Consider the following 14,583-nt stretch of genomic DNA (forward strand, 5'->3'; position numbering starts at 1 on the left):
CCTCGATCCGAGCAAACGCTTTCCAACCGAACGTTACAGCTGCGACTCGCCTCGCCCACGCCGCGCGCCCGCCCGCTGCGCCGACGCGCCCGAAGCGTAAGGTGCCGAGCGGAAGGACAAGCCAAGCAGAAGGAGCAGCCATGAACGCGAAAGAAGGAAGCGCCCGTCCCGCAGCCCTCGGCCGGGGGCTGGACACCCTCATGGGAAACGAGGAGGAGCGCGACGCGCCCTCAGCGGAGGAAACGCCGGATGGGCCGGAGGGGCCGCATCGACCCGCGACGCCGGACGCCCGGCGATGCCAAGACCCCGAGCATGCCCACGGGAAGAGCGCAGGGCTCGTCGGCGGGCTCATAGCCGGCGGAGCGGCGGGCGCCGTCGCCGTGGCGGCGTTCACGCTCCTCGGCGTGCGCGCGGTGCTGGCGATGGGGCGCCGTCGGTAAGGCGGCCCGCATGCGGAAACGCCGTCCGAACGGGCGGCGTTTCCCGTTTTCGCGAGGATTTCGGCCCGAACGTCCGCTTCCGGCGGGAAACGCCGCGCACATGCGTCATCATGGAGCGCACACGTTTCGAGGAACACGGAGAGTCCATGCCCGACAACCCCGCAGATCGGCAGCATCCCAACGACCCGCTGCACGGCATCACGCTGGAGACGATGCTCAAGCAGCTGGTGAACAAGTACGGCTGGGACGGCCTGGCCAAGCGCATCAGGATCAACTGCTTCAAGAAGAACCCGAACTTCAAGAGCTCGCTCACGTTCCTGCGCAAGACCCCGTGGGCGCGCAGCAAAGTGGAGGAGCTGTACAAGAACTCGAGGTTCTGGGTGGATCTGTAGATCGACCGGCTGCATGTTTTGACGTAAAACGTCATATTCATATCATTTTGCGTCATGTTTCGGCGTATACTGGGAGCCATCCGATAGCGAGGAGACCCCTATGGACAAGACGCGCGCCAAGATCAAGTCGACCAGCATGACCGCATTCGTCGCGATCCTCGCCATCGCGCTGCTGTTCGGCATTCAGACGTCGATCAATATCTTCGACTGGCTGACGACCGGTGAAGCGCTGTCGAACCCCGACTCCGTGCGCCACGGCATGGGATTGCTCGGGGACGGGCTTCTCGTCGCGTTGGCCGTGTACGTCGCTCTCGTCTTTCTGCGCATCAATCGCGAGGAGACGCCGTTCTTCGCAAACCTGCCGCGCAAGATCAAAGCGGTGGCCGTGCTCCTTTTCGCGACGCTCGCGGTGCCGAAGTGGCTGTACTGGGCAGTCGTCAGCATCCAAACCGGAACGCTGTCCGGCGCTCTCGTGGACGAATCGGTCATGTTCGCCTTCATGCTGGCCGCCATCGTGTTCTGCCTCGGGCAGATCATCGAGTACGGCTATCTCGTCCAAGACGAGAACTTCGAGATCATCTAGGAGGGCGGCATGGCTATCGTGCTGCGCCTCGATCGGATGATGGCCGATCGCAAGGTTTCCCTGGGAGAGCTGGCCGAGAAGGTGGGCATCGCCGACGGCAACCTGTCGAAGCTGAAGAACGGCAAGGTCAGTGGGGTGCGCTTCAAAACGCTCAACGCCATCTGCAAGGAGCTGGACTGCCAGCCCGGCGACCTCCTGGAGTTCGTCGACGACGAAGAAGGCTGATCCTCCCCTCCCCTTTCCCGCGTTTTCTGCTACCGTGGAGCGATGCACCCGAAGGGAAGGACGTCCCATGCGCATGTTGCTCGTTGAAGACGACGCGGCCATCGTCGCCAGCTTGACGGACCTGCTGCGATCGAAAGGATACGAGACGCGCTGTGCCGACGGCCAGGACGCGGCCGTCGAGTTGCTGCGCAGCGAACGTTTCGACCTGGCGCTGGTGGACGTGGCGCTCGCCCAGGGCAACGGGTTCGCCGTGTGCGCGGCGGCCAAGGCGTGCGACCCGGCTCCCGCCGTCATCTTCCTCACGGCCTCCGACGACGAGTTCAGCACCGTGGCCGGCCTCGACATGGGCGCCGACGACTACATCGCCAAGCCCTTCCGCGCCCGCGAGCTGCTCTCGCGCATCCGCTCGGTGCTGCGCCGCACGAACGCCGCATCGTCGCTGTTGCGCCTGGGCGACGTGGAGATCGACGCCGGCACCGCGTGCGTGCGCAAGGCGGGCCGCGACCTGGCGCTGACGGCGCTCGAGTACCGGCTGCTCCTGCTGTTCGCGCAAAGCCGGGGCAAGCTGGTCACGCGCGAGCACGTGCGCAACGCCATCTGGGACAGCGCCGGCGAATACGTCAGCGACAACACGCTGAGCGTCTACGTCAAGCGCCTGCGCGACAAGGTGGAGGACGATCCGGCCGACCCCCGCCTCATCCTCACCGTGCGCGGGCTGGGCTACCGGACGGGAGCGTGACATGGGCCTGACGAGGAACCGGGCCTTCGCCTGCCAGCTGGCGCTGCTCGCGGGGGCGCTTGCCGTCGTCGCCGCAGGGGCCGCCGCGGTGGAAGGACCGCGCGCGGGCCTGTGGGTGCTGGCCGCCGGAGCGCTGGCCTGCGCGCTGTTCGCGACGTTCTCGCTGCGGCGTTACCGGCAGATCGCGCGTTTGGCGTCCGAGGTCGACGAGGTGCTGCACGGCGGCCGGCGCATCGCCTTCTCGGACTACCGCGAGGGCGATCTGGCCGTGCTCAGAAACGAGCTGGCGAAGATGGTGGCCGCCCTGCGCACCGCCACCGAGCGCCTCGACGCCGAGAAGAACGCGCTGGCCGACGCGCTGGCCGACGTGTCGCACCAGATACGCACCCCGCTCACGGCCATGGGGCTGCTCATCGGCACCGCCGAGCGCACGAGCGACGAGGCCGAGCGCATCCGCGCGCTGCACGAGCTGGAAACGCTCGTGAGCCGCGTGGGATGGCTGGTCACGGCGCTGTTGAAGCTGGCGAAGGCCGATGCCGGCGCCATCCGCGTGCAAGCTCGCCCCGTGGATGCGGCGCGGCTCGTGCGCGACGCGCTGGCCCCGCTGGCCGGCGCCTTCGACCTGCGCGACGTCGCCTGCGAGACGCACGTCGACGAGGGAGCGTCGTTCAACGGAGACGCCGCCTGGTCGGCCGAGGCGCTGGGCAACATCCTCAAGAACTGCATGGAGCACACGCCCGCCGGCGGATGCGTGCGCGTGCAGGCGTCCGAGGACGCCGTGGCCTTCCGCCTGTCCGTCGCCGACACGGGCCCGGGCATCGCCGCCGAGGATCTTCCCCGCCTGTTCGAGCGCTTCTACCGCGGCGCGGGATCGGAGGGGTTCGGCATCGGCCTCGCGCTGGCCCAGGCGCTCGTGACCGCCCAGGGAGGCACGCTGCGCGCGGGCAACGACCGCGAAACGGGCGGCGCTCGCTTCGACCTGACGTTCCCGAAGGTGGTCGTGTAGGAGGCCCTTCGCCCGGAACGGCGGGCTGGCCGAATATGACAATTCCGTCATGCGGCGTTCATGCCCGCGCAAGCGCGGGATGGCACACTGTTCCGTAGACCGTTAGCGAGAAAGGCTCCTCATGGACATTCTGACCATCGACCATCTCACCAAGGTGTACGGAAGCGGCCCCACGGCGCTCAAGGCGCTCGACGACGTGTCGTTCAGCGTGGCCGCGGGCGAGTTCGTGGCCATCGTCGGCTCGTCGGGCTCCGGCAAGTCGACGCTTCTGCACCTCATGGGCGGCGTCGACCGCCCCACCTCCGGCACGGTGCTGCTGAACGGCGCGGACGTGTACGCGCGCTCCGACGAGGAGCTGGCCGTGCTGCGCCGTCGCGACGTGGGGCTGGTCTACCAGTTCTACAACCTCATCCCCGTGCTCAACGCGGTGGAGAACATGACGCTTCCCGTGCTCATGGACGGACGCGCCGTGAACGAAGAGCGCCTCGGCATGCTTCTGGACGGCTTGGGACTGCGCGGCCATGAGCGCTTCCTGCCCAATCAGCTGTCAGGCGGACAGCAGCAGCGCGTGGCCATCGGGCGCGCGCTCATGAACGCGCCTGCCGTGGTGCTGGCCGACGAGCCCACCGGCAACCTCGACTCGCGCAACTCGCACGAGATCATGGCGCTTTTGCGCGAGTCGAACAAGCGCTTCGACCAGACGCTCGTGGTGATCACGCATGACGAGGACATCGCGTGCATGGCCGACCGCGTCATCGCCATCGAGGATGGCCGCATCGCCTCCGACGAAAGGAGGCGCTGATGGCCGGCATATTCACGCGTTTCACCCTGCGCTCGCTCGCTCAGAACCGCGTGCGCACGGCCGTGACCGTCGTCGGCATCGCGCTGTCCACGGCGCTTCTAGCCGCCGTGCTGACCAGCGTGGCAAGCGTGCAGCAGGGCTTGCTCGAGCGCACGATGGTAACTGAAGGACCATGGCACGTGTATTCCCCCGACGTGCCCGCTCAGGGCATCGATGCGCTCGTGGAAAGCGACGCCGTGACCGACCTCGCCACCTTCCGCGACCTCGGATCGGCCGCACTCGCGCCCGACGACGCCAACCGTCTGGGTGTGTTCATCGCGCTGAAGACGACGCCGACCACCGTCAAGGGCGTCGACGAGCCGGGCGGCGCGCCGTACTCCCTGATGCCCGAGCTGGCAAGCGGGCGATGGCCCGAGACAGCGGACGAGATCGTGCTGCCCGACTATCTCCAAGGCGAGGAGCTGGGCGCGGGAGGCGCCGAAGGCGTCGTTTCGAACGGCCCCCTTGAAACGGGCTCCACCCTCACGGGAGGTTTCGGAAACCTCGCAGCCGCCGAAGACGGCGCGCGCCTCGCCGACGGAAACGAGACGCGCGTCGAGAACGCCCGCGAGCGCACGCTGACGGTTACCGGATTCTACAAGCGACAAGCGCCTTTCCTCGCCAACAACTACACGGCCTCTTCCGCGCCCAGCGTCGCCCTCACCGTGGCCGACGCGTCTGAGGAAGGAGCGGCTGCGGGCGCGTATCTGGTCACGCAAGGTCTGGGAACCCTCGACGAGATGAAGGCCTTCTTCGCCGACGCGACCGGATTGGACGATACGGCCGCCACTCTGTACCACACCAGCCTGTTCTCGTACTTGGGCATCTCCGACGGCAGGCCCATCTGGGGAAGCCTCTGGGCGGTTGCCGCCGTGTTGGCCATCGTCATCGTGGCGGCGTCCGCATCGCTGATCTACAACGCATTCGCCATCTCGGTGGCCGAGCGTACGCGGCAGTTCGGACTGCTGGCCTCTCTCGGCGCTTCGAAGCGGCAACTGCGCAGCACCGTGCTGGCAGAGGCGCTGCTGCTGGGAGCCGTCGGCGTGCCGATTGGCCTCTTAGCGGGCGTGGCGGGCACGGCAGACGCGTTCTCGTCGTCGCAGGAGGCGTTCGCTGCGATGCTGGGATCGGGATCGGCGGGGCTCGCGGTGCACGTGGATGCCGGAGCGTTGGCTGCGGCCGCGGCACTGTCGATAGCCACTTTGCTGGTGAGCGCCTGGGTGCCGTCGGCCCGCGCCGCCCGCGTCTCAGCCGTCGACGCCATCCGCCAAACGCAGGACGTGCGCCTCTCGAAGCGCGCAGAACGGTCGGCACCATCGCACGCGCCCGACGTCGGGCGCGTGAAGCTGGGCATCGCGGGCAGGCTGTTCGGCATCCCCGGGTTCGTCGCACACCGCAACCTGTCGCGCTCGGCGACGCGCGGGCGCACCGTGGTGGCATCGCTCGCGGTCAGCGTGACCCTCGTGGTGGTCGCCGGCAGCACGGCGCTGTACCTCGCGCCGCTGTCCGACCGCGCCAGCAGCTCGCGCGGCGCTGGGAGCGGAGCCGACATCGTGGTGTCGGCGCATCCCGACTACACCGCCCCGCGCGAAGGGAACGACCTGTCAGACTATGCCGCCGAATACGACGAGTTCCTGACGCGGGCGAGCGAGATCGAGGGCTTGCAGCTCATAGGCTCGTGCCGCCAAGGTCAGGCCGAAAGCGTCGTCGACGGTCGCATGATATCGCAAGAGGCGCGCGCTGCTCGACAAGCTTACAACTCCCAGACGAGCGCCGACTGGGTTCCCGACAGCTTCGGCGAGGACGGCGATTACTACGGGGCCCTGTACACCTTCTTCGTCGACGATGCCTCGTGGCGCGCGCTGCTGGACGAGCTCGACCTGGACGCAGCCGCCTACACCGACCCGGAGAACCCGCGCGCCATCGGCCTGAACACCTATCAGGACAGGATGCCCGACGGCACGTACGTGTCCACGAAGCCTTTCGCGGGCACCGGCGCCGTCGACCTGTACGTCACCGAGGAACGTGAAGGATTCTCCAACATGGGCTTGCAGGAAGGCCCGGACGGACGGCCCCTGGTGGGGTACCTCGACCGGGAGGCCGGGGCCGGCGGGACGGCCGACATCGTAACCGCCCCCATCGACGAGGCGGCCACGGCTTTCCGCATCGAGATAGGAGCGCTCTGCGACGAGGAGCCGGCCGTGCTGAACGCCATCGCGGCCAACAACCGCTTCCCCTCGATCATCCTGCCGGAGAGCGTTGCGGAGAGAGCCGCAGGGCTGGGCGACTACCACTCGAACCCGTACACGTACTCGTTCGCCGGAGCCTCGTTCACGGCGGAGGATCACGCGAAGGCTTCCGACGAGCTGGAGGCGCTGGGGCGCGACTTAGGCGACATCGTGGTCAACGTGAACGACATCGAGAACGCGGCGCGCCAGAACCGATTGATCGCGCAAGCTTTCCAACTGTTCGTGCTGTGCTTCTCCGTCATCACGACGCTCATCGCCGTGGCCAACGTGTTCAACACGCTGGCGAACGGGATCATCCTGCGCACGCGCGAGTTCGCCGCGCTGCGTTCCATCGGCATGGGCAACCGCGCCTTCGCCCGAATGCTGGCCTACGAGTGCGCGAGCTACGCCCTGCGCGGTTTGGGGATAGGGCTGGCGGCAGCCGTAGCGGTTACATTCGCGCTGTTCGCAGCAACGTCCATGGCGTTCGCCGGCCTCGAGTTCACGCTGCCGTGGGACTACGTGGCTCTCGCCGTGGCCATCGTGGCCGTGGTGCTGGCGCTCAGCGTGGCCTACGCGCTGCGCCGAGCGCACGCCGCCAGCGTCGTGGACGCTCTGAGGTCGGACGCGATCTAGCAACGCCCGCGCGCCCCTTTCCGCGAGGGGCGTGCGGGCCGACAGGACGGTCGCTTTACCGTGCGCGCACCGTATTCACGATGGCATCCACGACGTCGATGACGAGCGCCGCCACGACGAGGCCGCAGAACGCCGTCTGCGCGTTGGACACCGCCCACAGCACCGGGCCCTCCAGCGCCTTGCCCGACGACTGCATCGCCTGGACGACGGCTTGGGAGTCGACCAGCTGGAAGTTCGTCAGCCAGAACACGACGAGCGCTCCCGCTACCAGGTCGCATGCGAACGTCACCGCCAGCACGCGCTTCGTATAGCGGCCTTCCACCAGCTTGAAGCACTCGCCGGCGACGCACACGAACGTCCACACGACGACGACCCATGCCGAAGCGCGGAAGGCGTCGACGTTGAACGGATCGAACGGCACGCCGTCTGCGCGATGGCTGAGCGCGTTCAGCACGTCGGGGAACAGCAGGAACACAACGGCGCCCACGATGGAGAACACGATGCCGGCAACCGCATCGCCGCGCGTGGAAGACCTGGTCTCGCGCGGCACGGGCGGCAGGTCGTCGAGCGAGCCCATCGTCTCGACCTCGATGCCCCGGCGGGAGAAGAAGGCGAACAGCAGGGTGACGATCGCGAACGCGAAGAGAAGCGCCCCTATCAGGGATCCGATGCCCTCCAGCACGCCTCCGAGGAGGCTCCCTTCCGCGCCCGTTGCGAGCGACAGCGCCCCGGCGACCAGCATGCCGCCTGCGACGCAGGCCAGCACGATCTTCAGAACGTAAAGGTACTGTGCGTAGTACGGCTGTCCGATCAGGCATTCCCCTTCCCCGCTCGTGTACTTGCGCACCATCTCGCCCGGGGTTCCCAGCTCGGTGAGCACGACCCGGACGTCCTTGGCCGTGGGCGGCAGGCTGCCGCAGCGCTCGTCCAGCATGTCCGAGATAAGCGTGCGCAGCTCCTCGGCCACGTCGGAGCGCTGTGCGCTGGGCAGGTGCCGCGTGATGGCGTACAGGTAACGCTCGATCAGGTCGTTATCGTTCGGCATGTTCCCGATCCTCTCTGTTTGTCTCCAACAGCTTGCCCACCCCGTCGCACAGAACGTGCCACTGGGCCTCCACTTCGCGCAGCACGCGCAGGCCCTCGTCGGTGGTGCGGTAGTATTTGCGCGGCTTCGAGCCGCCGTTGTCCCATTCGCTTGCCAGCAGCCCTTGCGACTCGAGGCGCCGCATCAGCGGGTACAACGTGTTCGCCTCGATAGGGATGCCGTGGTCGGCCAGCGATTTCACCAGCGCGTAGCCGTATGCCGGCTCGCGCAGCTGGCTCAGCACGAGCATGACCAGCGTGCCGCGCCGAAGTTCCAAGACCATGCTCGATACGATGTCGTCGTACGCCATGCGCCCCTCCTTCCAGTGCCGTTTCCCTGCGCCGCAGGTTTTGCGGTTGCGTCGGATAGTGTGTGTCGCACACTATAACATAGTTCACACGATAATGTGCGGCACACAGTACAAATCGTATGGGGTATACTCGTGCCTGCCGGTTCAGCGAACCGGGCGGGCCGAGGGCTCGCGCGCCCGCCGACGAAAGAGGCCGCCATGCACCGCATGACCGACAGCGAGTTCGAATCAGCCGTGGAGGAGGCGCTCGGATGCATTCCCGAGCGGTTCCTCGACGCGCTCGAGAACGTGGCCGTCGTCGTAGAGGACGAGCCGAACGACTACCATCTGGAAACTCTCGAGGAACCCGATTGTCTAGGGGCTTCCGTCTGCGACAACGAGTTGCTGGGGCTCTACGACGGCGTGTCGCTGCCCGATCGCGCCGACGGCTACGACAGCGACGTCCCCGATGTGATCACCGTGTTCAAAGGTCCCCATGAGCGCTGCTTCGGCTCGCGCGCGGAGATCGTCGAGGAGATCGGGAAGACCGTCGTGCACGAGATCGGGCACTACTTCGGCATCGACGACGCTCGCCTCTACGAGATGGGATACTGAGCAGGGCGCCGAAAGAACGAACGACCTGCCTATACACCCGCGCCATTTCACGTATAATTTCCTCAGATCATTGCCGAACACGAGGAGGACCCCCGCATGGACCCCAACAAGCGCCCCGAAGACATAGAGCGAATCACCACCCCCGAGCTGGCGAACGCCTTCATCGACGAGCAAATGGACGCGATCCGCGCCCAGATCGGCGACAAGAAGGTGCTGCTGGCGCTGTCCGGCGGCGTGGACTCGTCGGTGGTGGCGGCGCTGCTGATCAAAGCCATCGGCAAGCAGCTCATCTGCGTGCACGTGAACCACGGCCTCATGCGCAAGGGCGAGAGCGAGCAGGTGGTTGACGTGTTCCAGAACCAGCTGGACGCGAACCTCGTGTACGTGGACGCCACCGACCGCTTCCTCGAGCTGCTCGACGACGTAGCCGAGCCGGAGGCCAAGCGCAAGATCATCGGCGCCGAGTTCATCCGCGTGTTCGAGGAGGAGGCGCGCAAGGTGGGCGACGAGGTGAGCTTCCTCGCGCAGGGCACCATCTACCCCGACATCCTGGAATCCGACGGCGTGAAGGCGCACCACAACGTAGGCGGTTTGCCGGACGACCTGCAGTTCGAGCTGTGCGAGCCCGTGCGCCTGCTGTACAAGGACGAGGTGCGCGTCATCGGCCGTGAGCTGGGTCTGCCCGAGGGCATGGTCGAGCGCCAGCCGTTCCCCGGCCCGGGCCTGGGCGTGCGCTGCCTCGGCGCCATCACGCGCGACCGCCTGGAGGCGCTGCGCGAGGCCGACGCCATCCTGCGCGACGAGTTCGCCGCGGCCGGCCTCGAGGGCAAGGTGTGGCAGTACTTCGTGAGCGTACCCGACTTCCGCGCCACCGGCGTCCGCGACGGCGTGCGAGCCTTCGAGTGGCCCGCCATCATCCGCGCGGTCAACACGGTGGACGCCATGACGGCCGAGGTGCCGGAGCTCGATTGGGCGCTGCTGAAGAAGATCACGGAGCGCATCCTGAATGAGGTCGCCGGCATCTGCCGCGTGTGCTACGACTTGACGCCGAAACCTTGCGGAACCATCGAGTGGGAATAGGGTTCCTTACCTCTAGCAATTCATAATACCTGTTAGAATGCCTGTCTACTGTTTTGACGGGCATTCTTATTGCGAAATGACTATACTTTTACCTATAACGCAACAGATTGAAAGTGGCACTATTCGATGTTATCAAGCAAAGGGATAGATCATTGATAAATACTCCCTTAAAAACCAGCAAGAACTATCCGACGATCACCGAGAAAAGCTGGTGGGCTGTTCGCAATAAGTTCAAAGCATCCATTCCAAGTGTTGTTACGCCATCATATATTTTGTCGTTCTTACCTCTCAACAGCATTCCTTCGGCTAATTCTAACGTTGTTGTCCCCCTCAAAAGAATGGGGCTAATCGACTTTAATGGCGTTCCGACATCATTGGCAAAACAATGGCGACTGGATCAAGAATACAAAAAGGTATGCAAAAAGATTCTTGAATTGGTTTACCCTCCCGAACTCCTTGCCCTATTCCCTGATTCAGTGATTGATAGACCATTGGTGAAAAGTTGGTTTATGGCTCAGGGAATCGGTGAGGAATCTTCAAGAAAGATGGCTCGCGTGTTTTGTATGCTTAAAACCAGCGATTTGAAGAAGGTGAGTATGGAATACCGAAAAAAAGATACCCGTTTACCCAATGGCTCCATCTCTTCAAAAGAAAGCGCTAGCAAAGATACCGATGATCACGCACGACCCGAGGTGCATATTGATCTCCAAATACACATTTCTCCCGACTCAACCCCAGAGCTTGTAAACTCGATCTTTAGCAGCATGGCTAAACATCTGTATGGGAAGAATCAGTGACAATGGTTGCCTTTGAATTATTCGCTATTGCACATAATCTTAACGCCGAGCTTTCCACACTTGGTATCACCTCAAAAGAGGCAGAGAACGACTCTTCCTTGTATGACCATCTGATAGTTAATGAATCATTAAGAGAAAAAACTCGCGAACTGTATTTTGATGGCCATTACACCAGAGTGATTGAAGAAGCTTTTAAGCTGATCGATAACTTGGTTAAAGAGAAGGCTTCCATCGCTCCATCTTCTTCTTTAACAGGGTCCAAGCTGATGCAGATGGCATTTTCCAGAGAGAGACCTCTCCTTCGGCTCAATCAAGGCTCGTCAGCTTCTGAAGCTGACGAGCAGCTTGGATACATGCAATTGTTCGCCGGATGCATGACTGGCGTTAGAAACCCAAGAGCCCATGATGCGAATTGGAAGGATTCTAAGATGCAAGCTCTTCAGCTACTAGTATTTGCAGAGCATTTAATCGAAAAGGTGGAGATGGCGCAAATAAACGAGCTTTAAGTACTTATAATTGCATCTAGCCGACCAACCAGATACAACAAGTGAGAATAAGGATACGGGGCACCCTCTGAGATTGATCTCAAAGAGTGCTCCGCATCCGATCTCTACTGAGAGCCATTGTGTCAAAGTTACGCACGAACGTTTCGGCACGCACCAGCAGAAGAACCATAAGCAGGAAGCTCAAGCAATGTAGATATTACCTTCGACAAATCATCGACAGTACCTACAATCCATGCCAAGTACTCTTCAACGGATTTCTGCACAGATGATTGTATAGCCATCTCAAGAATTGTTCCGGCATCGTGACATTTGCCTAATTTGCTATCAAGCAGTTTTGAAAAATCGTAGTGGACGAACGCGTTTCTAAGATCGCTGGTTCGCTCGATCTCTTTTCGCATGCTTTTAGGAATCATGGTTGAAAGAATTTCAGCACCCTCCGAAGTGCATTCATGTCGATCTGGTTTAGGTTTAACACATCTTGAGAATTTGCTAATGCTGCGGCATGCTGCCAGTAGAACCGTTGTTGCGAACTTCATTTGAAGAGCATCGCTGAAAAAGCCGCTGTTACGCAGCACCGTGATCGAATTCAACTGCGTCAAGATATCCGATAACATGAAGAAACACGCAATATTTGATATACCCTTACAAGATAAGGGTATCAACAGATCTGAAAAATGGAGATCGAGAGATTCGGCTTCGAACTTATTGGAGACAAGCGAACTCTCTTCAATGCCCAACTGAGCAACTGTATAATAATTAACACTTGCAGCCTGACCAATATCGAAACCCAGCCGACTAACTACATCAGGATTTGCGAGGACACCCTTCAAGCCACCATCAGCCTGACCAACATACCGGGCAACATTGTATGAGGTTGAAACAGGAAGCCCATTGCAATACACAATGGCAATATCTGGCTGCATAGCATTTAGCAAATCTCCAAATAAACCTGAATGGTTCTTTGCAGAAGCCGTTAGTGTACTGGTTATCGCCTTGGCTTCTAAAGCATACTCTTCAATATGAAGTCCTTTGGAAGAAAGCGCTTTTGATGCATTGCGAAGCCTGTTGACAGCATTTGAATCAAGCGGAACAGTGGCATCAAAATACTTTCTGACGAATCTAACGCTATCATGAACGGTCAGAGCGAGAAAAGGCAATATGGAGAGCATGAGCAGCGGGGTTGCTTCGGGATAGCGTCGCGAATGCTCAATCACCTTGTGAAACATACGACCCTCATCGACAAACAAGAGGATACTGCAGGCATCGGCTTCGTTGTTGCTGCTATTTATTGTCAATTCCTATTCACCTGCCAGATCTATAAGTATTACAGATGATTGTATGTAGCGAATTCGATTTTAACAGGAAGCGGATGGAAATTGTTAGAGGAGAAAACAAGAGCCACTGAGTAACCTTGCAGAAACAGCAAGTCATCCGTTAGCTTCAATTGCTTATATGTCATTACCAACGAAAAATCATCCCTTGCAGTTGACCCGAAACCTTGCTGGTGCAAAGGCGGCAATCGGCGTAGCAGACATCGGCCAAAGTAGCCGAACGAAGAGCAGCGCCAGCGACGCGGCATCCCTTGCCCCGGAACCCGTACGCCACCCTCTGCGTCTCTCACGACTACCCCACGCTGGTCAAGCGCAAGAAGAGGTCAGGAAGATCCCGGTGAAGCTGTTCTGGGACCTCCAAAGACCGCGTCGTCCTTTGGGCACAACGCAGCTGGATCGAGAACTACGAGACTGTGGCACCATGTCGAAGACGCGCTACGAGAAGTCGAACCTGGCCCAAGTGCTGGGCAAACGCGGCGCACAAGAAGTTGACACCTGTGCGCTACACAAGACTCGCAGGATATGCGACGAAAACGCAGCGGGCCCCGCTTAGGGGCCCGCTGCTAAACATCGGTGTCTTTGGCCGCGCCGTCCAGATTGCGCGCTAGACGAACGTGAGCCGTTTCTTCTGGGCGGCGCACTCGCCGAGATACATGTTGATGATGTTCTGGTAGGGTATGCCCGTCCTACGCGCCTCCTCCTTGAAGTAGTCGATGGTCTCAACATCGATATTCACAGTCACCGGCCTGCGTACGCGCTCGGCGTAGGGGTTCGGGCGACTCCCGCTGAAGTCGTACTCATCCCTCATGGCAGTACCTCCAATACTCTTTCGATTCTGCCTTCGTCGCCTTTCTAGCAGAAATTATGCGGATCACATCCCCATCAGCCCTGTAGCAGTGGCGCACGACGAGGACGTTGGCTCTCATGCTCGCGCACGTCGACATCGCCAAGATGGCGAACCGCGTCGTGCGCGAGACGATAGGCCTCTAGATGAGGGGACCCTGGAACAGCTCGTCGTGACTGCCCATGCGGACGAGCCTGATGATCGGGTTCGACTTATGGGGCATGTAGAGCACCACGACATCGACCATGCCGTCCGAGAGGTGAAAGTCTATGTGCCCGTTGTAGTTCCCGCCAGGATTGCTGAGCTCGTGCGGGCCGTACTCGTTCGGCACCGCGCCGGTCCTCATGAGCTCCGAGACCGCCTCCTTGAATTCGCCCCTCAAGCGGGGGTGCCGTTTCATGACGCGGGCGTAGTCCGCCTTGAAGGCCGGCTCGACCTTGATCTCGTACACGGGCTACTCCTCCTCGAGGAACGCCACGAGTCCGTCGATATCGTCAAAGGCGGGCGCATCGTCGGGGATGAGGCCGAGCTCCTTCGCCTCCGCGGCGACCAGAGCGCGGCGGGTCTCCTCGTTCGGGACCCCGCCCGCCGGAACGATCTCGAAAGGGATCCTGCGCTGGTTCACCAGCTGGTGCGTCGCCATGACAACGTAAGTGTTGTAGCTCAACCCGACAGATCCGAGGATCTCGTTCGCCTGGGCCTTGAGGTTCTCATCGACGCGAACCGTTGTCGGTTTAACTGCAGTGGCCATGCCGTGTCTCCCTTCCTTTTTGGAACGATTATACCACTGAGCGCAAAGTGATGCCGTATGACATCTATATGCTATACAAATCTGTATGAATTGTTCTTTTTTCAGACATCAATCGAACAAGATGCTTCGCACCAGCGGCTGAAAGGGCTTTTGAACATGACTACCCTCTCACCCCTCGGAACCGACCCCCAACGCT

18 protein-coding genes are annotated in these 14,583 nt (G+C 61.7%); 12 read left to right on the top strand and 6 right to left on the bottom strand.

Annotated elements, in window-relative coordinates; all coding sequences use genetic code 11:
• The first annotated feature begins 140 nt into the window (after window positions 1–140).
• From GT590_RS05365 to GT590_RS05400, 8 genes are all read left to right on the top strand, one after another.
• Window positions 141–440 carry a hypothetical protein gene (locus tag GT590_RS05365; RefSeq protein WP_114519612.1) on the top strand — a complete coding sequence of 100 codons (300 nt, stop codon included), beginning with the start codon at window positions 141–143 and terminating at the stop codon, window positions 438–440.
• A 146-nt stretch (window positions 441–586) separates the two neighbouring features.
• Entirely contained in the window at window positions 587–832 is a 246-nt protein-coding gene (locus GT590_RS05370) for a VF530 family DNA-binding protein (RefSeq protein WP_009306949.1), read from the top strand.
• A 100-nt stretch (window positions 833–932) separates the two neighbouring features.
• Complete coding sequence (locus GT590_RS05375; protein ID WP_009306948.1) at window positions 933–1,415, top strand: hypothetical protein; 483 nt, start codon at window positions 933–935, stop codon at window positions 1,413–1,415.
• 9 nt (window positions 1,416–1,424) lie between these two features.
• A complete protein-coding gene (locus GT590_RS05380; protein ID WP_021410681.1) occupies window positions 1,425–1,640 on the top strand; it encodes a helix-turn-helix transcriptional regulator in 216 nt (71 codons plus the stop codon).
• Window positions 1,641–1,707: 67 nt separating this feature from the next.
• Window positions 1,708–2,379, top strand: coding sequence for a response regulator transcription factor (locus tag GT590_RS05385; protein ID WP_161170942.1), 672 nt, complete (start codon window positions 1,708–1,710; stop codon window positions 2,377–2,379).
• A 1-nt stretch (window position 2,380) separates the two neighbouring features.
• The gene (locus GT590_RS05390; RefSeq protein WP_161170943.1) at window positions 2,381–3,385 is read left to right on the top strand and encodes a sensor histidine kinase KdpD; all 1,005 of its coding nucleotides are present in this window, start codon (window positions 2,381–2,383) and stop codon (window positions 3,383–3,385) included.
• Between the two features lie 121 nt (window positions 3,386–3,506).
• Window positions 3,507–4,187 carry an ABC transporter ATP-binding protein gene (locus GT590_RS05395; protein ID WP_161170944.1) on the top strand — a complete coding sequence of 227 codons (681 nt, stop codon included), beginning with the start codon at window positions 3,507–3,509 and terminating at the stop codon, window positions 4,185–4,187.
• Window positions 4,187–7,090: an ABC transporter permease gene (locus GT590_RS05400; RefSeq protein WP_161170945.1), complete on the top strand. Its 2,904-nt coding sequence runs from the start codon at window positions 4,187–4,189 to the stop codon at window positions 7,088–7,090. The genes GT590_RS05395 and GT590_RS05400 overlap by 1 nt, the downstream gene beginning before the upstream one ends.
• A 55-nt stretch (window positions 7,091–7,145) precedes the next feature.
• Here GT590_RS05400 and GT590_RS05405 read toward each other — a convergent pair whose 3' ends face one another.
• Both GT590_RS05405 and GT590_RS05410 read right to left on the bottom strand, forming a co-directional pair.
• A complete protein-coding gene (locus tag GT590_RS05405) occupies window positions 7,146–8,135 on the bottom strand; it encodes a hypothetical protein (RefSeq protein WP_161170946.1) in 990 nt (329 codons plus the stop codon).
• Window positions 8,122–8,484, bottom strand: coding sequence for a PadR family transcriptional regulator (locus GT590_RS05410; RefSeq protein ID WP_161170947.1), 363 nt, complete (start codon window positions 8,482–8,484; stop codon window positions 8,122–8,124). The genes GT590_RS05405 and GT590_RS05410 overlap by 14 nt, the downstream gene beginning before the upstream one ends.
• A gap of 198 nt (window positions 8,485–8,682) precedes the next feature.
• On the opposite strand from GT590_RS05410, the gene GT590_RS05415 reads away from it, so the two are divergent.
• From GT590_RS05415 to GT590_RS05430, 4 genes are all read left to right on the top strand, one after another.
• Window positions 8,683–9,078, top strand: coding sequence for a metallopeptidase family protein (locus GT590_RS05415; RefSeq protein ID WP_009306933.1), 396 nt, complete (start codon window positions 8,683–8,685; stop codon window positions 9,076–9,078).
• Between the two features lie 96 nt (window positions 9,079–9,174).
• Window positions 9,175–10,158, top strand: a complete 984-nt coding sequence (gene guaA, locus GT590_RS05420) for a glutamine-hydrolyzing GMP synthase (protein ID WP_161170948.1) — start codon at window positions 9,175–9,177, stop codon at window positions 10,156–10,158.
• A gap of 113 nt (window positions 10,159–10,271) precedes the next feature.
• The gene (locus GT590_RS05425; protein ID WP_057385026.1) at window positions 10,272–10,955 is read left to right on the top strand and encodes a DUF5343 domain-containing protein; all 684 of its coding nucleotides are present in this window, start codon (window positions 10,272–10,274) and stop codon (window positions 10,953–10,955) included.
• Window positions 10,956–10,957: 2 nt separating this feature from the next.
• Complete coding sequence (locus GT590_RS05430) at window positions 10,958–11,461, top strand: TIGR02391 family protein (RefSeq protein ID WP_050792426.1); 504 nt, start codon at window positions 10,958–10,960, stop codon at window positions 11,459–11,461.
• A 128-nt stretch (window positions 11,462–11,589) separates the two neighbouring features.
• Here GT590_RS05430 and GT590_RS05435 read toward each other — a convergent pair whose 3' ends face one another.
• The 4 genes from GT590_RS05435 to GT590_RS05455 all read right to left on the bottom strand — a co-directional run bounded on the left by GT590_RS05435 (window position 11,590) and on the right by GT590_RS05455 (window position 14,387).
• Window positions 11,590–12,687, bottom strand: a complete 1,098-nt coding sequence (locus GT590_RS05435; RefSeq protein WP_147271388.1) for a hypothetical protein — start codon at window positions 12,685–12,687, stop codon at window positions 11,590–11,592.
• Between the two features lie 709 nt (window positions 12,688–13,396).
• Window positions 13,397–13,600: an antitoxin gene (locus GT590_RS05440; RefSeq protein ID WP_114557645.1), complete on the bottom strand. Its 204-nt coding sequence runs from the start codon at window positions 13,598–13,600 to the stop codon at window positions 13,397–13,399.
• Between the two features lie 178 nt (window positions 13,601–13,778).
• Window positions 13,779–14,087 carry a type II toxin-antitoxin system YafQ family toxin gene (locus GT590_RS05450; protein ID WP_009608518.1) on the bottom strand — a complete coding sequence of 103 codons (309 nt, stop codon included), beginning with the start codon at window positions 14,085–14,087 and terminating at the stop codon, window positions 13,779–13,781.
• Window positions 14,088–14,090: 3 nt separating this feature from the next.
• Window positions 14,091–14,387: a type II toxin-antitoxin system RelB/DinJ family antitoxin gene (locus tag GT590_RS05455; protein WP_009608577.1), complete on the bottom strand. Its 297-nt coding sequence runs from the start codon at window positions 14,385–14,387 to the stop codon at window positions 14,091–14,093.
• Window positions 14,388–14,583 lie beyond the last annotated feature (196 nt).

Source organism: Eggerthella sp. BIOML-A1, from assembly GCF_009875595.1.
GTDB classification, from domain to species: Bacteria; Actinomycetota; Coriobacteriia; order Coriobacteriales; family Eggerthellaceae; genus Eggerthella; species Eggerthella lenta.